27 protein-coding genes are annotated in these 22,755 nt (G+C 33.3%); 16 read left to right on the forward strand and 11 right to left on the reverse strand.

All coding sequences use genetic code 11. The annotated features are described in order from the left end of the window. Window positions 1–2: 2 nt before the first annotated feature. Both G6042_RS11330 and G6042_RS11335 read right to left on the reverse strand, forming a co-directional pair. Entirely contained in the window at window positions 3–1,016 is a 1,014-nt protein-coding gene (locus G6042_RS11330; RefSeq protein WP_169524547.1) for a DNA-binding protein, read from the reverse strand. A gap of 170 nt (window positions 1,017–1,186) precedes the next feature. Beyond that, the gene (locus tag G6042_RS11335) at window positions 1,187–2,533 is read right to left on the reverse strand and encodes a serine hydrolase domain-containing protein (protein ID WP_169524548.1); all 1,347 of its coding nucleotides are present in this window, start codon (window positions 2,531–2,533) and stop codon (window positions 1,187–1,189) included. Between the two features lie 255 nt (window positions 2,534–2,788). On the opposite strand from G6042_RS11335, the gene G6042_RS11340 reads away from it, so the two are divergent. The 6 genes from G6042_RS11340 to G6042_RS11365 all read left to right on the forward strand — a co-directional run bounded on the left by G6042_RS11340 (window position 2,789) and on the right by G6042_RS11365 (window position 7,071). Next, the gene (locus G6042_RS11340; RefSeq protein WP_169524549.1) at window positions 2,789–4,009 is read left to right on the forward strand and encodes an aminotransferase class V-fold PLP-dependent enzyme; all 1,221 of its coding nucleotides are present in this window, start codon (window positions 2,789–2,791) and stop codon (window positions 4,007–4,009) included. Between the two features lie 11 nt (window positions 4,010–4,020). Next, window positions 4,021–4,461, forward strand: coding sequence for a hypothetical protein (locus G6042_RS11345; RefSeq protein ID WP_169524550.1), 441 nt, complete (start codon window positions 4,021–4,023; stop codon window positions 4,459–4,461). A 45-nt stretch (window positions 4,462–4,506) separates the two neighbouring features. Then, a complete protein-coding gene (locus G6042_RS11350; RefSeq protein WP_169524551.1) occupies window positions 4,507–4,926 on the forward strand; it encodes a SufE family protein in 420 nt (139 codons plus the stop codon). Window positions 4,927–4,991: 65 nt separating this feature from the next. Next, window positions 4,992–5,315, forward strand: coding sequence for an SUF system Fe-S cluster assembly protein (locus tag G6042_RS11355; RefSeq protein ID WP_169524552.1), 324 nt, complete (start codon window positions 4,992–4,994; stop codon window positions 5,313–5,315). An 85-nt stretch (window positions 5,316–5,400) separates the two neighbouring features. Next, a complete protein-coding gene (locus G6042_RS11360; RefSeq protein ID WP_169524553.1) occupies window positions 5,401–5,907 on the forward strand; it encodes a DUF2480 family protein in 507 nt (168 codons plus the stop codon). 273 nt (window positions 5,908–6,180) lie between these two features. Beyond that, the gene (locus G6042_RS11365; RefSeq protein WP_169524554.1) at window positions 6,181–7,071 is read left to right on the forward strand and encodes a DUF3078 domain-containing protein; all 891 of its coding nucleotides are present in this window, start codon (window positions 6,181–6,183) and stop codon (window positions 7,069–7,071) included. 92 nt (window positions 7,072–7,163) lie between these two features. On the opposite strand, the gene G6042_RS11370 is transcribed toward G6042_RS11365, so the two are convergent. Next, on the reverse strand, window positions 7,164–8,306 hold the full coding sequence (locus tag G6042_RS11370) for a cystathionine gamma-synthase (protein ID WP_169524555.1): 1,143 nt from the start codon (window positions 8,304–8,306) through the stop codon (window positions 7,164–7,166). A gap of 122 nt (window positions 8,307–8,428) precedes the next feature. Here G6042_RS11370 and G6042_RS11375 point away from each other — a divergent pair, with 122 nt between their 5' ends. Beyond that, complete coding sequence (locus G6042_RS11375) at window positions 8,429–9,133, forward strand: response regulator transcription factor (protein ID WP_169524556.1); 705 nt, start codon at window positions 8,429–8,431, stop codon at window positions 9,131–9,133. Window positions 9,134–9,152: 19 nt separating this feature from the next. Next, window positions 9,153–9,887, forward strand: coding sequence for a hypothetical protein (locus G6042_RS11380; protein WP_169524557.1), 735 nt, complete (start codon window positions 9,153–9,155; stop codon window positions 9,885–9,887). A 40-nt stretch (window positions 9,888–9,927) separates the two neighbouring features. On the opposite strand, the gene G6042_RS11385 is transcribed toward G6042_RS11380, so the two are convergent. Together G6042_RS11385 and G6042_RS11390 are read right to left on the reverse strand one after the other, a co-directional pair. Continuing rightward, window positions 9,928–10,383, reverse strand: a complete 456-nt coding sequence (locus tag G6042_RS11385) for a DinB family protein (RefSeq protein WP_169524558.1) — start codon at window positions 10,381–10,383, stop codon at window positions 9,928–9,930. Window positions 10,384–10,388: 5 nt separating this feature from the next. Beyond that, window positions 10,389–10,826, reverse strand: coding sequence for an acyl-CoA thioesterase (locus tag G6042_RS11390; RefSeq protein ID WP_169524559.1), 438 nt, complete (start codon window positions 10,824–10,826; stop codon window positions 10,389–10,391). Window positions 10,827–10,933: 107 nt separating this feature from the next. Between G6042_RS11390 and G6042_RS11395 the strand changes: the two genes are divergently transcribed. The 8 genes from G6042_RS11395 (at window position 10,934) to G6042_RS11430 (ending at window position 17,565) form a co-directional block, all read left to right on the forward strand. Then, window positions 10,934–11,290, forward strand: a complete 357-nt coding sequence (locus G6042_RS11395) for an arsenate reductase family protein (RefSeq protein ID WP_169524560.1) — start codon at window positions 10,934–10,936, stop codon at window positions 11,288–11,290. Then, window positions 11,283–12,161 carry a DMT family transporter gene (locus tag G6042_RS11400; RefSeq protein WP_169524561.1) on the forward strand — a complete coding sequence of 293 codons (879 nt, stop codon included), beginning with the start codon at window positions 11,283–11,285 and terminating at the stop codon, window positions 12,159–12,161. Before G6042_RS11395 ends, G6042_RS11400 begins: the two co-directional genes overlap by 8 nt. Before the next feature lie 84 nt (window positions 12,162–12,245). After that, a complete protein-coding gene (locus tag G6042_RS11405; protein ID WP_133532406.1) occupies window positions 12,246–13,106 on the forward strand; it encodes a YicC/YloC family endoribonuclease in 861 nt (286 codons plus the stop codon). A 78-nt stretch (window positions 13,107–13,184) separates the two neighbouring features. Further along, on the forward strand, window positions 13,185–13,763 hold the full coding sequence (gmk, locus tag G6042_RS11410; protein ID WP_169524562.1) for a guanylate kinase: 579 nt from the start codon (window positions 13,185–13,187) through the stop codon (window positions 13,761–13,763). A 50-nt stretch (window positions 13,764–13,813) separates the two neighbouring features. Continuing rightward, entirely contained in the window at window positions 13,814–14,395 is a 582-nt protein-coding gene (gene nadD, locus G6042_RS11415; protein WP_169524563.1) for a nicotinate (nicotinamide) nucleotide adenylyltransferase, read from the forward strand. Between the two features lie 5 nt (window positions 14,396–14,400). Continuing rightward, window positions 14,401–15,063 (forward strand): hypothetical protein, encoded by a 663-nt coding sequence (locus G6042_RS11420; RefSeq protein ID WP_169524564.1) that lies wholly within the window; start codon window positions 14,401–14,403, stop codon window positions 15,061–15,063. 69 nt (window positions 15,064–15,132) lie between these two features. After that, a complete protein-coding gene (locus G6042_RS11425) occupies window positions 15,133–16,299 on the forward strand; it encodes an iron-containing alcohol dehydrogenase (protein ID WP_169524565.1) in 1,167 nt (388 codons plus the stop codon). A 270-nt stretch (window positions 16,300–16,569) separates the two neighbouring features. After that, window positions 16,570–17,565 (forward strand): NAD(P)H-dependent glycerol-3-phosphate dehydrogenase, encoded by a 996-nt coding sequence (locus G6042_RS11430; protein ID WP_169524566.1) that lies wholly within the window; start codon window positions 16,570–16,572, stop codon window positions 17,563–17,565. A gap of 71 nt (window positions 17,566–17,636) precedes the next feature. Here the strand turns inward: G6042_RS11430 and G6042_RS11435 are convergent, their stop codons facing one another. The 6 genes from G6042_RS11435 to G6042_RS11460 all read right to left on the reverse strand — a co-directional run bounded on the left by G6042_RS11435 (window position 17,637) and on the right by G6042_RS11460 (window position 22,733). Then, window positions 17,637–18,044 carry a hypothetical protein gene (locus tag G6042_RS11435; RefSeq protein ID WP_169524567.1) on the reverse strand — a complete coding sequence of 136 codons (408 nt, stop codon included), beginning with the start codon at window positions 18,042–18,044 and terminating at the stop codon, window positions 17,637–17,639. A gap of 84 nt (window positions 18,045–18,128) precedes the next feature. Beyond that, window positions 18,129–19,148, reverse strand: coding sequence for a phenylalanine--tRNA ligase subunit alpha (locus G6042_RS11440; protein ID WP_169524568.1), 1,020 nt, complete (start codon window positions 19,146–19,148; stop codon window positions 18,129–18,131). Window positions 19,149–19,255: 107 nt separating this feature from the next. Beyond that, window positions 19,256–19,612 carry a hypothetical protein gene (locus G6042_RS11445; protein ID WP_169524569.1) on the reverse strand — a complete coding sequence of 119 codons (357 nt, stop codon included), beginning with the start codon at window positions 19,610–19,612 and terminating at the stop codon, window positions 19,256–19,258. 124 nt (window positions 19,613–19,736) lie between these two features. Beyond that, complete coding sequence (locus tag G6042_RS11450) at window positions 19,737–20,483, reverse strand: tetratricopeptide repeat protein (protein ID WP_169524570.1); 747 nt, start codon at window positions 20,481–20,483, stop codon at window positions 19,737–19,739. A gap of 50 nt (window positions 20,484–20,533) precedes the next feature. Continuing rightward, window positions 20,534–20,914 (reverse strand): GxxExxY protein, encoded by a 381-nt coding sequence (locus tag G6042_RS11455; RefSeq protein ID WP_169524731.1) that lies wholly within the window; start codon window positions 20,912–20,914, stop codon window positions 20,534–20,536. Window positions 20,915–20,966: 52 nt separating this feature from the next. Beyond that, on the reverse strand, window positions 20,967–22,733 hold the full coding sequence (locus G6042_RS11460; protein WP_169524571.1) for a BatD family protein: 1,767 nt from the start codon (window positions 22,731–22,733) through the stop codon (window positions 20,967–20,969). Window positions 22,734–22,755 lie beyond the last annotated feature (22 nt).

Here is a 22,755-nt window from a genome sequence, read left to right on the forward strand (position 1 = left end):
GATTATCTGTCTTTAAGTCTTTTAAAAACATCAAGTAATTGTTCATCTTCCATAACTCTTTCAATTAGAGTTTTACTTTTTTCTCCTAAAAAACGATTATAATCTTCATTATTTAATGAATTTATATATGGTTTTAATCGTTCATGAATAATATTCCTAAACCCATAATCTCTACAAGCCATTTTAGTTCTTACGTCTTCAATTTGAGGTATCCAAAATCGGTTATTTGAAAATTCAATAATAAGCTCATCAAGTTCTTTAGGAATTAATTTTCTTTTTAATAACTCAAATTTTTTCTTCATTTCATCAGCAATTCCTATTTCAAATGAAGCAATTAATTTTAACACTTCAGAGTACATTGTGTCTCGAGGGTTTTCCTTTTCTTCTAACTGAAGTATTTGTTTGTATTCTTTAGAGTTTTCATGAAATATTGCCTCATAAATCTTATCAGTATACATTGAATACTTATAGTTTCCCATATCAAGATAAAGATTTAAAGCATTAGTAAATTCTTTTCTATAAATAGGTTCTCTCATAATTGCAACCAAAAAATCCTCATCTCTTTGATTGATGTATTTTGTAGAACCACCAACTTTTTGGTTTAGTGTATCAATTACAATGTCCAAAATTACACTTCTTAAAGCTTTTGCCTTTTCACTCTCTGTTAATAGCATTCCAAGGTTTAAAAAGGAGCGAAAATTAAAAACACCTAACTGTGGAGCTTTTAAACCTTCTTGTAACATCCATCCAAATTCCTCTTTAAAATCTTTTAATGACTTGCCCTTTAAATTCTCATAGCCATTATGTTTTAATTCTTCTTCATTACTTGTTAAATATCGTTCAATTGTCGAAATATCAACTCCATAAAAATCAGCAACTTGAGACTTTGTAAATCTGTATTGTTCTTTGAAAAACATACCACTTACACCAATATATTCTTGAATTCCTTCTAAAGCGACTTTGTTATTTAGAATGTTTTGTCGATCAATAGCCGACATAGTCAAATCTTTTTTCATAAACAAAAATTGTTAATAACTTTTATTGTTTCCCTTACTTATGAGGGAAACAATTTTTAAATACCTGATTTTATTGGGGTTTACGCAACTTAAAAATATTAACAAAAAGTATTTTATTTCAGTTAGTAAAAAATAATCAGATTGTAAATGTACGTAAAAAGTTTGTTTATTTACCTCTTCAAACTCCCAACAACGCCACTCAACAAACCATTAAAATCAAATTCGGGATTTTCTTTTAAACCCATTCGAACAATCACCAAATCGTGACTTGGAAAAATTGCGACCATTTGTCCTTGAAAACCGCTGGCATAATACATGTCTTTTGGAGTATTTGGAAACTTTCCACTGGCATTTAACCAAAATTGTGCACCATAATTTCCGTTGGAAGTATTGGTTGGTGTGGAAACGTATTTTGCCCAACTTTCGTCAAAGATTTGTTCGCCGTTCCAATTGCCTTTGTGTAAATACAATAAGCCAAATTTTGCCCAATCGCGAGTAGTTGACCAACCATAAGACGAACCCACAAAATTTCCAGTCATATCAACTTCTGTTAAAGCCGAATGCATCCCAATTTTATCAAACAAACTGCTGTACCAAAAATCCAGATATTCTTGATGCGTTTTGAACTGTTTTCGCAAAATTCCACTCAATAAATTGGTTGTTCCCGATGAATAATTCCAGGTTTCATTCGGTTTTCCAACGAATGGTTTGTCGATTTGCGATTTGGTCATGTCTTCTTCAATAAAAAGCATTTTGGTTACATCCGAAATTTTGCCATAATCTTCTTCCCATTCCAAACCCGAATTCATTTGAAGTAAATTATTGATAGTAATGCTTTTGCGTTCATCGTTTTGCCATTCAGCAATTGGAGCTTTATCGTTAATATTGATTTTTCCTTGTTTTTGCAAAATGCCAAAAAAAGTTCCCGTTAAACTTTTTGTCATCGACCAACCTAAAATTCTAGAGTTTTTATCAAAACCATCGGCATATTTTTCGGCAATAATTTTGTCTTTGTAAATCACAATTACCGAACGAGTTCGTTTATTTTTTTCTCCTTTTTTGTCAAAAGCATTTTCAACAACAGTATTTAATTTGACATAATCAACATTGGAAAAAACAGTGTCTTTTGGTTCCAAGTTTCCATACGGAAAAGGCAAATTAGTATTGATTTTAGTTCTTTTTGGAACCAAATACGGTTTTGTAACATCAAAATCATCATTAATTAAAGTCGCGCCTAAACCTTCGCGATAAATAGCTTTTCGACTTTTTAATCCGTAAACTTTCGAAATCGCCGACTTTTCTTCTTTATTAATTTCATTAGTTGCCCAATTTACCTTGTCAATATCATTGTCGCCTTGTTGTATGGTTTCTAAGCTTCTTCCATCAATAAAATGACCGGAAGCAACACTTTTGGCAGAGAAACCCGAAATTAAATCCAGTTGCGGATAAATAGCAATTCGCAGATAAACTAAAAGTAATAGTAGTAAAACCGCGAATATTTTGAAGAATTTTTTCATTGTAAATAGATTTTATGCAATTTATAAAAATTGAAACATATAAGGTATTTAAGTACATATAAGAATTTGGTTAATTTTATTTAGTTGTACTCAAATTGGAAAATAGTAATAGTTAGTATATAAATTTGCTTTAACTTAAATGAACTTATATGACTTATATGGTTTGTAAAAACATTCAACAATTATTAACAAACGTTTGATAAAAAACCATTTCAAAATGTGTACTTTTGTATTTAGATTTTTTCTAAATAATTCATGTTAGACATACAAAAAATAAGAGCCGATTTTCCGATACTTTCGCAACACGTTAATGGTAAACCATTAGTCTATTTTGACAATGGTGCAACTTCACAAACGCCAAAGGTTGTGATTGATTCTATAGTGGATTATTACTCAAGATATAATGCCAATATTCATCGCGGTGTTCATACGTTAAGTCAAATAGCAACCGATGCTTATGAACAGGCAAGAACTAAATTGCAACATCATTTTAATGCGAAGCACAATTATGAAATCATTTTTACTTCAGGAACAACTGAAGGAATAAATTTGGTTGCCAATGGTTTTGCGTCTATTTTGAAAAAAGACGATGAAATTATTGTTTCAGCATTGGAACATCACAGCAATATCGTGCCTTGGCAAATGTTGTGCGAACATACAGGTGCAATTTTGAAAGTAATTCCGATGAATTATGACGGCGAATTACTGATGGATGTATACGTGAAAATGCTTTCGCCAAAAACCAAATTAGTGTTTTGTAATCATATTTCAAATGCGTTAGGAACGATTAATCCGGTTGAATTTATCATAGAAAAAGCACACGAAGTTGGCGCAGCAGTTTTAATTGATGGTGCACAAGCTGTTCCTCATCTAAAACCCGATGTTCAAAAGCTGAATTGTGATTTTTATGTTGCTTCGGCGCATAAAATGTGCGGTCCAACAGGCGTTGGAATTTTATATGGAAAAGAAGAATGGTTGCGAAAATTGCCACCATATAAAGGCGGAGGCGAAATGATTGCCACGGTTACGTTTGAAAAAACGACCTATGCCGATTTACCACATAAATTTGAAGCGGGAACGCCAAATATTTGTGGCGGAATCGCTTTCGGTGTAGCAGTTGATTATATGAACGGAATAGGTTTTGATGCCATTGCAAAGCAAGAACAAGAATTACTGGAATACGGAACAAAACGCTTGCAAGAATTAGAAAATATAGAAATTTACGGAACCAAAGATTTGTCTAAAAAAGCTTCGGTAATTTCGTTTAATATCAAAGGAATTCATCCGTATGACATTGGTACAATTATTGACAAACTAGGAATAGCAGTACGAACTGGACATCATTGTGCACAACCAATTATGGATTTTTATCAAATTCCTGGAACAATAAGAGCGAGTTTTGCATTTTACAATACTAAAGAAGAAATTGATATTTTTGTAGAAGCTGTGAAAAAAGCGCAAATGATGTTATCCTAAAAATAAAGAAAATGAAAACAATAGGAATGATTTTGCTTACCATTTTCCTTGGAAAAAGTTGTAGCAACGAAGCTCAAAACGATATTAATAATGCGGTGTTGCAATATTCAGCACATACACGTGGTTTTCATTTGAAGATTATCGTAAATAATCAAACGGCAACTATTTCCAAAGGAAGAACACCAGATTCCATGACACAAACGCAGACTAAAATATCTGATAGTGATTGGAAAGATTTGATTACATTGTTTGAAAAAACAAATTTGGAAGCTTTCCCAACGTTAAAAGATCCAACACAAAAACGATTTTATGATGGTGCGGCAATAGCTGACTTAAAGGTTCGTTATCAGGATAAAAACTATGAAACAGTTAATTTTGATCATGGTTTTCCACCAGCTGAAATTGAAAATTTAGTAAAAAAAATTGTGGCTTTGGCCGACGAAAAGGAGTAAAAGTAGATATAAATAAATGAGATTGCTTCGTGCCTCGCAATGACTATGACAATAAAAGAGATACAAGACGAAATCGTTGATGAATTTTCAATGTTTGATGATTGGATGCAACGCTATGAATACATCATTGAACTTGGGAAAACATTACCATTAATTGACGAACAATATAAAACCGAAGACAATATCATCAAAGGTTGTCAATCTAAAGTTTGGGTTCACGCAAACCAAGAAAACGATAAAATAGTTTTCACAGCCGATAGCGATGCGATTTTAACCAAAGGAATAATTGCGATTTTAATTCGTGCTTTTTCCAATCAAAAAGCTTCGGATATTTTGGATGCCAATACCGATTTTATTGATGAAATTGGATTAAAAGAACATTTGTCACCAACACGCGCCAACGGTTTGGTTTCAATGATTAAACAAATAAAAATGTATGCTTTGGCGTTTAGTGCTAAAAATTAACAATTAAAAATAAGTGAGATTGCTTTGCTTCGACTACGCTCAGCATAAACTCTCGCAATGACTTTATGGAAGAATTTAAAGACGATATCAATTTAGGAGAAAACGTAGTAAAGGTTTTAAAAGGTATCTATGATCCTGAAATTCCTGTTGACATCTACGAACTTGGATTAATCTACGATGTAATGATTAACGAAGACAACGATGTAAAAGTGTTGATGACTTTAACATCACCAAATTGTCCTGTTGCCGAAACGTTACCTCGTGAAGTGGAAGAAAAAATTACAAAGATAGAACACGTTAAATCTTGTGAAGTAGAAATCACTTTTGATCCACCTTGGAGCAAAGATTTAATGAGCGAAGAAGCTAAATTAGAATTAGGAATGCTTTAATTTAGTCTAAAGTCGAAAGGTATAAAGTCGAAAGGTTTTTCGGGTTGACTTTTAACTTTCGACTTTCGACTTTTAGACTTAAGAAATGGACGAAATTATCAATAAAGTTGCCAATTCATCGCTCGAAGTTTTCGATTTGGAAGATTATTATCCATCGGGAATTCGAATGCAAATAGACATTTCTCAATGGTTGTATGAAGGTTTTCTTTTGAAAGAAAAAGACTTTCGCGAAGCGTTGAAAAATCATGATTGGTCACAATATCAAAATCATCTGGTTGCCATTCATTGTTCTACTGATGCCATTTTGCCGGCTTGGGCAAGTATTTTGGTAACGACTTATGTTTCACCATTTGCTAAAAAAGTGGTTTTAGGAACAATAAATGATTTAGAAACAGCATTATACCAAGATATTTTATCCAAAATCGATTATTCGCAATATCAAAACAAACCGATTATCTTAAAAGGTTGTTCCAAAAAACCTGTACCAGAAAGTGCATATATCATAGCCATTCAAGAACTTCAAAAAGTTGCCAAAAGCGTGATGTATGGCGAAGCTTGTTCGGCGGTTCCGTTATTCAAAAAAGCTAAATAACTCGTTTTCAACATAAAATCAATTGATTTTATAAACCATTAAAAAATTAAGTTTCATTAAGTATTGTTGTGCTTAATTACCTTAATTTCTTAATGGTTTTAATTTTTTTATAAAATGGAACTATTTATTTTAGTTATTTAAAATCAATGATTTTAAAAAGCTAAGATCGAAATCATGTTAAATAATTAGTTGCCAAAAAGTTAGATTTTTGTAATATTTTGGTCAAGCCAAATGTATTCTTACCTTTGCACCCAAAATTTTAAATTTAATAAAATGAAGAAAATTTTACTTTCAATAACATTTGTGTTTGCTACAACAGCAGTATTTGCTCAGGTAAACGAAAAAGAATTGTTGCAAAAAAATGAAGAAGCTGAAAAAAAATCGAAGGAAGAAAAGCCAAACGGTTGGGTTAAAAAAGGAACTTTTACATTTTTGGCTAATCAGGCAACGTTCAATAACTGGCTTGCCGGTGGACAAAGCAATATCTCCGGAAATGTTGGTTTAAACTATGATTTGAACTACAAAAGCGATAAATGGAATTGGGATAACAAAATCATCGCAGGTTATGGTTTAACAAAAATCAAAGACCAAGACATGCAAAAGTCTGATGACCGATTAGTTTTTAACTCATTGGCAGGAAGAAAAGCAAGTGGCGAATGGTTTTACTCTTTGTTTTTTAATTTCCAAACCCAATTTGATTCAGGTATTGATTTAGCTTCGGGAATTAAAACATCACATTTCTTTTCTCCGGCATATTTCCAATTTGGACCAGGTATGTTGTGGAAAAAAAGTGATAATTTGAAAGTAAATATCGCGCCGGCAACATCAAAATTAGTTATCGTTCATCCTCATTTTACCGAACTTGGACCATCATTTGGTGTGGAACAAGGCGATTCTTCACGATTTGAATTTGGAGCAGCGATAAACGGTTATTATAAGTTTACGATAATGGAAAACGTTACTTTTGAAAACATCCTGAACTTATATTCTAATTATTTGGAAGATCCACAAAACGTTGATATCGATTATACGTTGAATGTTGTAATGAAAATCAACAAGTATTTAACGACTAATTTTGCGTTCCAAACCATTTATGACGACAATGCCTTTAGAGGTTTCCAAACGCGTCAGGTTATTGGTTTAGGAGTGAATTATGGGTTTTAATTGAAACCAATTTGATATAAAAAAGTCCCGAAATTTTCGGGACTTTTTGTTTTTTATACTTCTGAAAATCTATGATTCTATGTGGTTAAATTTTATCTAAACGCCTGTTCTAAATCAGCTAATAAATCATCAATATCTTCCACACCAACGCTTAAACGAACCAAATCATCAGTAATACCAACTTCAAGGCGTTTGTCTTCTGGAATGGAAGCATGCGTCATTGTGGTTGGATGATTTGCCAAACTTTCAACACCACCAAGCGATTCGGCTAAAGTGAAAACTTTTACTTTTTCCAAAAACGAAATCGCATCTTCTTTTTTTCCTGATTTGAACGTGAAAGAAACCATTCCGCCAAAACCGCTCATTTGTTTTTTAGCAATTTCATGAAACGGATGATCAGGTAATCCCGGATAGAAAACTTTGTCAACATCAGGATGATTCGCTAAAAAGTTGGCTACTTTTTCTCCATTTTCACAATGTCTTTGTACGCGTAAATGTAAGGTTTTGATACCGCGTAAAACCAAGAAACTGTCCATTGGACCAAGTGTTCCGCCAGTTGCAAATTGTTTGAAATGTAATTCATCGCCTAAAGCTTTATCTTTGATAACCAAAGCTCCGGCAATAACATCCGAATGTCCGCCAAGATATTTCGTAGCCGAATGCATTACGATATCAGCACCTAAATCCAAAGGTTTTTGCAAATAAGGTGTGGCAAATGTATTATCAACCGCAAAAAGTAAATTATGTTTTTTAGTGATTTTAGCAATTTCGGCAATATCCGCCAATTTCATCAACGGATTTGTTGGCGTTTCAACCCAAACCAATTTGGTATTTTCGTTAATCAACGATTGAAATTTCTCCAAATCGTTCATATCTACGAAGTGAAATTTAATGCCGCTATCTTTATACAAACGAGTAAAAAGACGGTACGTTCCACCATATAAATCGTCCATAGCAATGATTTCGTCACCAGCTTTGAATAGGCGAAGCAAACAATCAGTTGCTGCCAATCCTGATGCAAAAGCCAGTCCGCGAGCACCATTTTCTATTGAAGCTAAAGCATCTTCAAGAGCTTGACGCGTTGGATTTGCCGCACGAGAATATTCATAATCGCCAACAGGTTTGCCTGGCGAAACTTGAGCATAAGTTGAGGTTTGAAAAACTGGCGGCATTACAGCTCCAGTTACTTCTTCATGGTGTTGATTTCCGTGTATGACTTTTGTATTGAATTTCATTTGAGTTAAAATTAGGTTACAAAGGTATTAACTTCGGATGATTTTTTTTACTTTGCAAGATGGATTGATGTTAAAATTGAAATTTTTAACGTTCTTTTTTGATTATCTGTTATTGCTAATTCATGAAAAAAATACTGTTGGTTGAAGACGAAGCTCATGTGGTTTCATTTATTAAAAAAGGACTTTCCGAAGAAGGATTCGAAGTCAGCGTTGCTTTTGATGGTAAAACCGGTTTACAATTAGCTTTAGAAAACACTTTTGATTTAATCATTTTAGATATTATGTTGCCCGAAATGAATGGTTTGGAAGTTTGCAAAGCCATTCGTGTTGAAAATCAATTTGTCCCGATTTTATTTTTAACAGCGCTTGGAACGTCCGAAAATATTGTTCTTGGATTGGAAAACGGAGCCGATGATTATCTGGTAAAACCATTCAAATTTATTGAACTTGTTGCACGAATTAAAACACTGATTCGTCGTTCCAAAGGAAAAGAACCAAAATCTGAAAATAAAATTGAGGAAGAACACACTTATATTTTTGGCGATTTAAAACTTAATGATTATACCAAAACAGTAACGCGTGCCAACGAAGAGATTTCGCTAACAACTACCGAATATAAATTGTTGCTCAATTTTATGAAAAACAAGAACAAAGTATTGTCGCGAATGGATATACTCGAAGCCGTTTGGGGAGTTGATTATGATTTAGGAACCAATGTTGTTGATGTTTACGTTAATTATCTGCGAAAAAAAATAGATACAAAATCCGATGAGAAAATCATTCACACCATCATCGGAATGGGTTATGTATTGAGAGAAAACGAGTAAAAATTAAAATTGATTAGCTATGCAAATGAAAAGAAGTTCCAAAACGACTTTGTTGTTTTTAATTCCGTTTTTGGTAGTAATCTTCCTTTTCAGTTTGTTTATCTACTATTCGGTTTCTAATTATTCCGAAGATTATTTGTTTAAATTGCTGGAAGCCAGAGCAAATAAAGTTGCTCGCGAAAGAATTGACGGCGAAACAATTGGTAAAAGTCCGTTGCCGATTAATGAAACTTCTGAAAAATTGCCACACGAAAAAGACTTTTTTTTCCTGATAAATGAGGAACTAAACGTAAAATCGGAAGCTCAAAAAATAGGAATAAACGAGAAATTCTTCACCGATGCTATCCAAAAAGGAAGTGCCGAATTTGTTTCCAAGCAATATCTCTACAAAGGCATTCGTTATAAATCAAAATCGGGAGATTTTATCGTCATTACAGCCGCGGAAAATTATTTTGAGATAAATCAGGCAGAAAATCTCATCAAAACATTGTTGTTTGCTATGGGAATTGCTTCATTGATTTTACTTTACATAGCGATTTCCTATTTAACAGGAGCAATTTTTGCCGGATTTAGCTATGTTTACCTAAGCTTTAAAATGTTTTATCTCGCAAGTTTGGTTTTGGTTGTCATTATCTTTTATGATTTGTCAAAACTCCGATTAAAATTATATTGGCATCAAAAGAAATTGATAAAACTCAATTTGGATAATGTCATCAAAATAGAAAATGAAAAAGAAAAATCAGTAGTTTCCTAATGCAAACATCCCAAACCGAATATTTTGGGATGTTTTGTTTTTATAAAAATTTTCGAATGTTCATCATCATGCCAAGATGAATGCCTTCGTGATAATTACTGAATTCCATTGCATCTTTGAAATTGGCCAAATGAAATCCGGTTTTAGTTTGATATTCTGTATAATGCTGAAATTTTCCGGCTTCAAAATCGGCTTTGGTTTGTTGGGCTAAAACAATAAGCAAATGCTTAATTTCATCAACTTCTTCTTGCGTTGTTTTTCCGTCAGGACGCGAACCGTTTTTATATTTTTCGGTCATTTCATCGCTAACATTTACCGGCAAACCTGAAAGTCGGTAAATCAATCCTTGCTGACTTACAACGATGTGACCAATATTCCATATCAGGTTATTGCTGAAACCTTCGGGAATTTTGTTCAATTGTTCCAAAGTGTAACCTTCCAAAAATTTTAAATAAATATTTCGGCTGGTTTCCAAAATTTTAAAAGTTGCTTCCATAGTATTTATATTGGTTCAAAATCGGTTGTTTTAGGCATATTATTCATTACATCAACGGCGATTTGTGGTGTTGGATTGGCTATTTTTCGCAATTTAGTGTCTATCCAAGCACCATCGACTGAAATCGTAGCATAAAGTTCGTCGTTTTCATTTTTAAGTTCATGAACAATTGTCCATCGTGAAGCATCGGCTTTCATTTTCCCTATTTTGGTACTAATAAAAACCTTGCTGTTCAAGCGAATTTCTCTTCGAAAGACGCATTCTTCCCGAAATAAAACCGGACCAAAATGCTCCATTTGCATCGCTTTCATTGTTAATCCTAGTTGTTCCAAAATTTCAATTCTGTGTTGTGCGCCAAAATCATAATAAGCACTATGTCTTACATGAAAATTTGGATCTAAATCCGACCAACGGATGGATATTTCTTTAGTAAAAGTTCCCATTAAATTTTAATTTTTAATCAAATGTAAAGAGAATTATTTGCACTCAAATTCTGTTTGTGAAAATTAAACCTATTTTAACGTAATAGCGTATTTTTGCATAAAAAAAGATGCGAAAAATATATTTCCTAAAAACCTGTAGCACGTGTCAGCGTATTTTGAAATCCTTGCCAAATTTGGATACTTTTCAATTACAAGACATTAAAAATGAACCTATAACGGTAAAACAAGTTGAAGAAATGCAACAATTAGCCGGAAGTTATGAAGTGCTTTTTAGCAAAAGAGCGACACTTTATAAAGAAATGGGTTTAAAAGACGAAAATCTTAACGAAGCTGATTTTAAGCGATATATTTTAGAACATTATACCTTTTTATCACGTCCTGTGATTATAGCTGATGGTAAAATATTTGTTGGTAACAGTCCAAAAGTGGTTCAGCAAGCGATAGATTTTTTACAAAATGAGTAAACGTTTTTGGGCATTACTTGCCGCAACTTTAGTTTCCATTATTTACGGAGTAACGTTTACGATTGCCAAAGACGTAATGCCAAAATATGTGCAACCTTTTGGATTTATAACCTTGCGTGTTGGCGGTTCGATGCTGTTGTTTTGGCTAATTGCTCCATTTTTTTCCACTGAAAAAATAGAAAAAGCAGATTTTCCACGAATTATTGCTGCGGCATTTTTTGGCGTAGCTTTAAACATGCTTACTTTTTTTAAAGGATTAAGTTATACTTCGCCAATTATGGGTGCGGTTTTGATGGTTACAACGCCAATGATTGTGCTCGTTCTTTCGGCAATATTGATGAAAGAACGAATGAAAAAGCAAAAGGTTTTCGGTTTGATTTTAGGACTAATTGGAACGGTTTTTCTAATTCTTTATGGAAAATCTGTAATCAATGCCAGCAATGCAACTTTAGGAAATATTTTGGTTTTTATCAATGCGGTTTCCTATGGTTTTTATCTGATAATCGTTAAAAAATTAATGGATAAATACAATGCATTTGCTTTTGTGAAATGGATTTATACTTTCGGATTTTTGATGGTTTTGCCTTTTGGATGGAATGAATTTCAGGCAGTTGATTATGCAAATTTTCCAACCGATATTATTTGGAAAATTGGTTTTGTCGTAGTGTTTTCAACGTTTTTAACCTATTTGCTTAATTTGGTTTCCATGCGTGAATTAAAACCAACAACCGTTGCGGTTTTCATTTACTTGCAACCGCTTTTTGCCACTATTTTTGCCATAAGTTTAGGAAAAGACGATTTGGGTTGGGTAAAAATTATTTCGGCAATTTTAATTTTTACCGGAGTTTATTTAGTAACGCAGAAAAAGTAGGCAGTCGCAGTAAACAGTTGTAGTGAAAACTGCGACTGAAAACTGAACACTTTTTCATATATTTGAAGTCAATAAAACAAGCGAATGATACAATCAATGACCGGTTTTGGAAAGGCAACTTTGCAATTACCAACCAAAAAAATAACGGTAGAAATCAAATCCTTGAACTCAAAAGGTTTGGATTTGAATACCAGAATGCCATCTGTTTTTAGAGAAATGGAATTGGGTTTACGCAATCAGCTTTCGCAAAAATTAGAGCGCGGAAAAGTTGATTTTTCACTATACGTTGAGGTTACAGGCGAAGAAACTTCTTCAAAAATTAATGTGCCAATTGTAAAAGGTTACATCAATCAAATGAAAGCCGTAATTCCAAATGCCGATGAAACCGAACTAATGAAAATGGCAGTTCGTATGCCGGATGCGTTAAAAACCGAACGTGACGAAATTGATGAAAATGAATGGAAACAAATTCAAACGGTAATTGATGAAGCGTTGCAAAATATTATTCAATTTCGAATTGATGAAGGTGTTTCATTAGAAAAAGAATTTTTGCACAGAATTGCCAATATCATGACGTTAATGAACAATGCAGTTGCATATGATGCTGAACGCGTTGAAACAGTAAAAACGAGATTGCGCACCGCTTTAGATGAGCTAAAAGAAAACGTAGATGAAAATCGTTTTGAACAAGAATTGATTTTTTACCTCGAAAAATATGACATTACCGAAGAAAAAGTTCGTCTAGAAAATCACCTGAATTATTTCATCGAAACACTTGCTGGAACCGAAGCTAACGGAAGAAAATTGGGTTTCATCACTCAGGAAATGGGACGAGAAATTAACACGATGGGTTCAAAATCCAACCATTCCGAAATGCAAAAATTGGTCGTGATGATGAAAGATGAATTGGAAAAAATTAAGGAACAAGTTTTGAATGTTTTGTAAAGTATTAAGATCAAAGTATTAGGTATTAAGACTTTTTAGATTTTTTCAATTCTTTAGATAAAATAACTACACAACACAATGAATAAAGGAAAATTATTAGTCTTCTCAGCGCCATCAGGTTCGGGAAAAACAACCATAGTAAGGCATTTATTGCAACAAGACGATTTGAATTTAGAATTTTCGGTTTCGGCAGCAACTCGCGAGCCACGTGGACAAGAAGTTGACGGAAAAGATTATTATTTCATGTCAATCGAGCAATTCAAAAAACACATCAAAGCCGAAGATTTTGTAGAATGGGAAGAAGTTTATCGCGATAATTTTTATGGAACATTAAAAAGTGAAGTCGAACGCATTTGGGCAAAAGGCAAAAATGTAATTTTTGACATTGATGTTGCTGGCGGATTGCGAATAAAATCCAAATTTCCTCAGGAAACATTAGCCGTTTTTGTTAAACCGCCAAGCGTTGACGAATTAAAACGCCGACTAAAAGAACGTTCCACCGAAAGCGATGATAAAATCAACATGCGAATTGCAAAAGCACATGTTGAATTGGCAACTGCGCCACAATTTGACAAAATCATCAAAAATTATGATTTAGATATAGCAAAAGAAGATGCTTATCATTTAGTAAAGGATTTTATTAACACAAATTCGTGAAATTTATTTATTTTGAATTCGTGAAGATTTGTGAAATTCGTGTGTAAAAAATGAAAATTGGTCTATATTTCGGAACCTTCAACCCAATTCACGTTGGTCATTTGATTATCGCTAATCATATGGCGGAATATTCTGATTTGGAGCAAATTTGGATGGTTGTAACGCCACATAATCCGCACAAGCAAAAGAATACCTTGCTTGACGATTATCAACGTTTGCATTTAGTCAATTTGGCAACCGAAGATTTCCCAAAAATCAAATCGTCCGACATTGAATTTAAGTTGCCACAACCCAATTATACTGTAAATACCTTAGCGCATCTAAGAGATAAATTCCCGCAGCATGAGTTTTCGTTGATTATGGGTGAAGATAATTTGAATTCGCTTCACAAATGGAAAAACTACGAGTATATTCTAGAACATCACAATATTTATGTTTATCCTAGATTGAATTCAGGTGAAATAGATGAGCAATTTGTCAATCATAACAAAATCCATCGTGTTGGTGCGCCAGTCATCGAACTTTCATCAACTTTTATCCGAGAAAGCATCAAAAACAAGAAAAATGTAATGCCGATGTTGCCACAAAAAGTTTGGCAATATGTAGATGATAATAATTTTTATAGGAAATAGAAATTATGTTCAGAGGAGAAATTTTCATCCCAAAAAAGAAACCGTTTTTAAATTTAACGTTATCAGAAAAGTTGAATTGGGGTTCGTTAGTAGCTATTTTTATTTATTGTTCTGTTTTTCTAATTGATGAAAAATGGAATTTAAGTGAAATAAATAATTATGTGAAAGAATATGTGTCTTTAAATCAAATAGTTGGTGTTGTTTTTGGGATTACTTTTATTTCAAGTATTTTTCTTCGTTTTAAAGAATTTGAAAACCTTAATGGAGAATTAAAGGGTAAATTAATTATCGATAGAAATGGAATAATTGTTAACGATAAATTATACGAAGCATCAAAAATTCTAAATTTTAAAATTAATATGATTGATTATTATGGACAAAAAACAAACTACTCAAAATCTGGTCCATATTATTTTCAAGGTGTAAAAAACAACTTAAGCTTTGATTTTAACTTAGAAAAAGTTGTTGTTAATTTTCAAATAAATTCAGAAAGACATCTTTATGATTTGAAATGGATGTTATTGAATATAATTTGTGAAGAAAAAAATCCTTTTCAAAGAAGTTATTTAAAGTTTTTTGATGATGAGTTTAGAGATACACCAACATTTAAAAGATTTACCGAAAAACTTTTGTTAGAAAAAAGATTAGTTCATTCAGATATCGAATAATAACTTAACATTCCTTTACCACTTGTTCCTTTAATCGTTTCGTAAATTTGCATTCTAAATATTTTTACAATGAACAATTTCGAATTATACAATCCGGTCAATTATATTTTTGGCAAAGGACAAACAGAAAAACTAGCTACATTAGTTCCAAAAGAGGCGAAAGTTTTATTGGCTTATGGTGGCGGAAGTATCTTTAAAAATGGCGTTCACGAAGCCGTAACTTCAGCTTTAAAAGGTTATGATATCGTTGAGTTTGGTGGCATCGAACCCAATCCAAGATTTGAAACCTTGATGAAAGCCGTTCAAATTATTCGCGAACAAAAAATCGATTTTATTTTAGCCGTTGGTGGTGGAAGCGTGATTGATGGCGTAAAATTTATTTCGGCAGCTGTCAATTTTGAAGGCGATGAAGCCGACATTCTTAAAAAGAGAATTTTATTTACTGATGTTTCAAAAGTCATTCCGTTTGGAACCGTTTTAACCTTGCCAGCAACAGGTTCCGAGATGAATTCTGGTGCTGTGGTAACTATTGAAGCAACCCAAGAAAAACTAACGCTTGGCGGAAGTGCTTTGTTTCCAAAATTCTCAATCGTTGATCCAACTGTAATTACTTCGTTACCAAAACGTCAGTTACAAAATGGCGTTGTTGATGCTTTCACTCACGTAATGGAACAATATTTAACTTATCCGCACGATGCGCTTTTGCAAGACCGATTTGCCGAAAGCATTTTAAAAACCTTAATCGAAGTTGGACCAAATGTTGTTGAAAATCCTAGTGATTATAAATTGGCTTCCAACTTTGTTTGGAGCGCAACGATGGCATTAAACGGCTTGATTCAAAAAGGTGTTCCGTCCGATTGGGCAACGCACATGATTGGTCACGAATTGACCGCTTTATATGAAATTGACCATGCTAGAACGTTGGCAATTATTGGTCCAAATTTGTACAAAGTCATGTTTGAAACCAAAAAAGACAAACTAGCACAATACGGTGAAAGAGTTTGGAACATCACCGGAAATTCTATCGAAGAAAAAGCCGAAAAAGCCATCGAAAAAACCGTAGAATTCTTCCACACCATGGGAATGAAAACCAAAATCTCCGAAAACGCAGAAAACATCGAAAAAACAGCCGATTTTATCGTAAATCGTTTTGAAGAAAGAGGTTGGAAAGCCATGGGCGAAAAACAAAATATCACTTTAGAAAAAGTACGTGAAATTGTTGAGATGAGTTACTAAGTTTTTACAATAAAAATAGTTGAAGCGTTCGGAAGTAATTCTGAGCGCTTTTTTATTCAGAAGCTAATCCTGCTTTCCATTCCAAGATTGCTTGCATAAATCTTTTTTTCTAAATCCTAGAAAGAGCTTCCGTTGGTCGCTTTTCTAAGATAAGAAAAAATAGATTTTCACTGCGCAATGCTTTCCATTTCAATCAGGGCTAAACAAGTCAGTGAAGGTTTGCCCAAGCCATAAAAAAACAGTATTTTTGGTCTTTCAAACGATATAGTAATGAATACAAAACCAAAGTTTGCCGTTATTGGCGGTGGAAGTTGGGCAACTGCGATTGCCAAAATGCTTTGTGTAAATCTTGATGAAATTGCTTGGTACATGCGAAACCAATCGGCAATCGAACATTTAAAAGCTTACAAACATAATCCAAACTATCTAAGTTCGGTTGAATTTGATACCAATAAACTAAAGCTAACTTCCGATATTAACGAAGCCGTTACATATGCCGATTATTTGATTTTTGCTATTCCATCGGCGTTTTTAAGCGCTGAATTAGAAAAACTCACCGTTTCCCTGGAAAACAAAATTATCTTCTCTGCAATCAAAGGAATTGTACCTGAAACCTTTTTGATTGTTGGCGAACATTTCAATAAAAAATTCGATATTCCATTTGAAAATATTGGAGTAATAACTGGTCCATGTCATGCCGAAGAAGTGGCTTTGGAACGACTTTCTTATTTAACGATTGCTTGTGGCGATTCCAGCAAAGCAAAAGTTATGGCGAAATACTTAGCCGGAAACTATATCAAAACCAAAATCTCCGATGACATTATCGGAACAGAATATGCCGCAATGCTGAAAAATATTTATGCTATTGCCGCCGGAATTGCTCATGGATTGGGTTATGGCGATAATTTCCAATCGGTAATTATGAGTAACGCCATTCGTGAAATGAAGAAATTCATTCGAAAGGTTCACAAAATGAAACGTAACATTAATAATTCGGCTTACTTGGGCGATTTATTGGTAACCGGTTATTCTGTTTTTTCCCGAAATAGAATGTTCGGAAACATGATAGGAAAAGGTTATACCGTAAAATCAGCCATGATGGAAATGTCTATGGTTGCAGAAGGTTATTATGCCGTAAAAAGTGCTTACAAATTAAACCAAGAATATGGTGCCAAAACGCCAATTATTGATGCGGTTTACCAAATTTTATACGAAGGAAAAGACGCTAGAAGCACATTTAAAAAATTAACGGAGAAGTTGGATTAAAATGAGTAAAGAGTGATTAGTAAGTAGTGAAGAGCGAAAAAGCATAATTCACTAATCACTTTTTACTAAAACTATCTAACAACAACGCCATTTACCCATAAATGTGGTACTTCTTCAGTAGCGTGTTCGTTAATCATGTTTTTTCTAAAAGTGAATTTTTTGTCGTAAAGTGTATTTCCAATGAAATAGGTCACCATAAATTCATTGTTTAAAGCCAAAACGCTTTTTTCCACCAATTCTACTTTTACTGCTGAAACCGTTGGAACTTTTACAAAAGCATGACGTAAAAGCGATGTTTTTTTCATTTCGCCATCAATAGTGCCAAAAGCTTTAGAAACGACCATTACGCTATCTAAATCAAAGTCAGAATCATTAACTAAATAAATATACCAAACCTTTTCCATAAAATCATCGCTCCATTCTTGAACGGCAGCAAGGAAAACGTTTTCAACTTTTGGGATTACTATATCGGATTTCATGGGATTGTTGATTTAAGATTAACGATTTTTGATTGCAGATTTTAAAATTCTTAAATCAAAAATCGTTAATCATCATTCTTAAATCTAAATACTTGATTTAAACTGCTCCAAGAAACGAACGTCGTTTTCATAGAACATTCTGATGTCGCCAATTTGGTACAACAACATTGCAATACGTTCGATTCCCATTCCGAAAGCAAATCCGTTGTATTCGTCAGGATTGATTCCGCAGTTTTTCAAAACATTTGGATCAACCATTCCACAACCCATGATTTCTAACCAACCTGTTCCTTTGGTAATTCTATAATCGGTTTCGGTTTTTAAACCCCAATAAATATCAACTTCAGCACTTGGTTCAGTAAATGGAAAATAACTTGGACGTAAACGAATTTTTGATTTTCCGAACATTTCTTTGGTGAAATATAAAAGCGTTTGCTTTAAATCGGCAAACGAAACGTCTTTGTCAATATACAAACCTTCAACTTGGTGGAAAATACAGTGCGAACGAGACGAAACCGCTTCATTACGAAAAACTCTTCCTGGAGAAATGGTACGAATTGGTGGTTTGTTGTTTTCCATATAACGAACCTGAACAGATGAAGTGTGAGTTCTCAGCAACACATCAGGATTGGTTTGGATGAAAAAAGTATCTTGCATATCGCGAGCTGGATGGTATTCTGGTAAGTTTAATGCGGTAAAATTATGCCAATCGTCTTCGATTTCTGGACCTTCGGAAACATTAAACCCGATGGTGGAAAAAATATCGATAATTTGGTTTTTTACGATAGAAATAGGATGACGCGAACCGATAGAAATAGGTTCTGATGGACGTGTTAAATCGCCATAGAAACCTTTTACTTCTTCTTTACTTTCTAGTTCTTCCTGAATTGCTTTTACTTTTTCTTCGGCAACAGTTTTCAAGGTATTGATAACTTGTCCAAAGTCTTTTTTCTGGTCGTTCGGGATATTTTTAAATTCAGTAAAAAGCTCTTTTAAAAGTCCTTTACTTCCTAAATATTTTATACGAAAGTTTTCTAAAGCTTCTTTGTTTTTGGTGTTGAATGCTTTAGCTTCTTCGATATGTTCTTTAATCTTGTCTATCATCGTCATTTTTGTAAAGGTGCAAATTTAGTTAAAAGTTACGAGTTGCGAGTTACGAGTTGCGAGTTTTTTGAATATTCTAAACTGAAAACTGCGACCGCGACTGAGAGCTATTCAATCACTTCTTTTTCCAAAAAATAATTCACAATCGCATCTTTCATTAAAATGGATTGTTCGCCAGCTTTTAATGGTGGAAGTTCTTCTTTTACTTTGTAATGTGGCCAACCATCTTTGTCAAAAAAGTCAAATTCGTAGTAACCATAAGGTTCGAGCAAACGACAAATAGCAATATGCATTAGGTTTACTTTTTCGTCTTTTTTGAAAGCTTGTTTGAATTTGCCTAATTCTTGTACTCCAATTAGGTATATAATGGCGTCTAAATCCAACACTTCGCCATCAGCAAACTGATTGGAAAGGATTTCAACGACTTTGTTCCAGCGATTTTTTAATTGTTCGTCTCTTGACATTGTAAAATAGAAAAAAGAAAATAGAAAAAGGAGAATAGACTTTATGCCTAGACTTCAAACTCTACATTCTAAGTTAGGATTGCAAAGATAGACATACTGAACACTAATTACAGAACACTGACGATTAATTCTTAATTTCCTTAATCGCTGAACTTTCAATCCAACCGGTTGTTTCGTCGGTGAGTTCAATTTTCTTCCAGTTGGCAATGCTTTCCAAGATGTACACTTTTGTTCCTTCGTGAAGGATAAAAGCATCAGGACTTGCCGTTTTTGGTTCGTTTTTTACTGGCGTAGTTTCGGCAAAAACGATGGCTGGTTTTTCATTTTCCAAACGGTTTCTTTCAAAAATTCCAGCGGAAACACTCAATGTAATTCCTAGTAAAATAACAAACATTCCTGTGAAAAAAATGCGTTTTTTTAATGTTGTTCCCGAAAAATAATAGCCTAAAAAGAACAAAAAGAAAACCAATGCCAAAGCTACTGCAATCCAAGCCCAAGTATCATAATAATAAGTTGAGGTAAAATCCTGAATGAGTTTATGAAAACCAACTTTTGGAATGATTTTAATATCATCGATTGCCATTTTTCGGGCAAAATCGAGATTGGTTTTTATTTCTTGGTCATTTGGATTTAGAAGCAATGCTTTTTCATAATTATAAACTGCTGGACCAACTTTATGTAATTTGTAATAACAATTTCCAAGATTAAAATAGACATCAGCCGATTCTTTTCCAGAGTTTATAATGCTTTCATAACTGGAAATCGCCGCTTGGAAATTTTCTTTTTGATAATACTGATTTCCTTGTTCAAAAGCATTTTGAGCCCAAGATAATTGAGCAATAAAAAACAATATGTAGAATAGTTTTCTCATTTTTTTAACCACGAAGATCACAAAGAAAGCACTAAGGCCACAATGTTTTTTTAAAGATTACCATTGATAACTCTTCGAACACCTTCTTTTAATAGTTTAACATTAAAGTTTATTAATAATCCTAATTTACAGTCAGATAGTTTTAAATAAGTTAATAATTGTGCCAAATGAACATCATTCAAAGCTTCGACTGATTTTATTTCAACAATAAATTTGTTTTCAATAATGATATCAAGTCTATAACCAATGTCTAATTTTACTTCTTCATAAATCAATGGCAAAGGTTTTTGTTTTTCAACAACTAAATCATATTTTTTTAATTCATAAAACAAACATTCTTCATAAGCACTTTCCAATAATCCCGGACCAAGAGTTTTATGCACCTTTAACGCAGCTTCAAAAACAATTTTTGATATTTCGTCTTCCGTTATCATACATGAAAATTATTTGGTGCTCTTTGTGCTTTCTTTGTGAACTTTGTGTTTAAGAAATCTGTTTTGCTAAATCTGAAATAATACTAACCGCTTTATTGTAATCTTGTTGAATGCTAGCTTCGGTTGATGGCGCATATCGTGCAAATTCACAGTTTTCGGTTAATTTGATAAATTCAGCAACGGTTACTGGATTTCCTTTTCGCGAAAGCAAAATTTCAGTTATTTTTTCTTTGCTCATTTCCGAAGTTTCAATGTTCAATTTGGCTTTCAAGAAATTGTGCATTGCTTTTTCTAAAGCGATATAAAAAGGTTCTTTGTTATTCAGATGTTTATTGGCTTCGGATAAATATTTTTTTGCCAAGGCATTCGATTTTCGGATTTTGTTACCAACAATATCGTTATCCATTGCTTCTTTTTTCTTTTTAGCAACAACTACAAAAGGAATGGCTAAAAACGGCAAAATTAACAACGAGTAAAACAATCCAGAACCAAGAAAATCTTCTTTTTCGGCCGATTTTAAAGTTGTTTTTTGTTTGATATAAGCAAAAGATTTTGGCGCTTCAATTTTGTTTTTTGACGGTTCGTTTTGAGCAATAATTGGCGAAGCGGCAATTCCTGGTCCATCGAGTACATTAATCACAATTTCACCAGAACTGATGGTTTTATAACGTTTTGTAGCCAAATCAAAATAACTGAATGTCAAAGGTTTTATTTTATAATTTCCTTTATATTGTGGAATTATGGTGTATTTATCGGTGATACTTCCAGTCATTCCCGATAATGGAGTTGTAACATTTTCAGTATGTTCTGGATCATACATTTCCAAAGCTGCTGGAACAACTGGTTTTGGTAAATTGAATAATTTCAGGTTTCCGGTTCCAACAACTTTTAAAGTTAAATCCAATGATTCGCCACTTTTTAAAGTTGTTTTTGACGGAATAGCTTTGAAATCAAATTTTCCAACAGCACCATCAAAATCGGCTGGTTTTCCGGCTTCGGGTAAAGCTTTTACCGAAATTACCTTCTTTCCTGCTGAAACGCGTTTGCTGTCTTCGGTTAAAATAGGTTGTCCCCAAAAATTTCGTTTGTTTGTTGGAACTTGACAATCAATATCTAACGAAAGCGGTTCGATTTCTAATTTCCCAGATTTTTGCGGATATAAAACCGTTTTTCTCAAAACAACATAACGATAACGTTCGCCTTTAAACATTCCTTCTTCGGCAACGAGTTGTTTAATGTCAATATTTTGGCTCCAAAAATCGTTGTATTTTGGTTTGCTTAATTCGCGCCAATTTGAAATCCCGATGTTATAACTAAAATATAGTTTGTAAACCACAGTAATCGGTTCGTTTACATACGGATTTGAATTGGAAATATCGGCTACTAAATACAGATTGTCATCGGCAGAAATGGCTGGCATTTCGTTAGGATTTTTAGGCAATTCAACTGCATTGGTAACGTTGATTTTTATTGGCGTAGTTTTATAAATTTGATTATTAATTTCTATTGATGCTTGACGAATGGTTAACGAACCTTTTTGCATTGGCATCAAAATATAAGTATAGGATTTATTGAACGAACTTTTTCCGTTTATCCACGATTGACTGATGGATTGACTTGGTCCTCCAACAACTTTAAAACCTGAGGCTTCAAAATTTGGTGGTGTAAAATTATCACCATCGGCATTCATGGTAAAATCAATGCGAAGCTTTTCGTTTAATCCCAAAGAGTTTTTGCTCACTTTGGCTTCAAATTCTACTTGAGCCAAAAGCGATTGGGTAAAAAATACCAGAATTAAAACTATTACTTTTTTCATTTTAAAAACACAGATTGCACAA

This window comes from Flavobacterium solisilvae, from assembly GCF_012911605.1.
Lineage (GTDB): Bacteria > Bacteroidota > Bacteroidia > Flavobacteriales > Flavobacteriaceae > Flavobacterium > Flavobacterium solisilvae.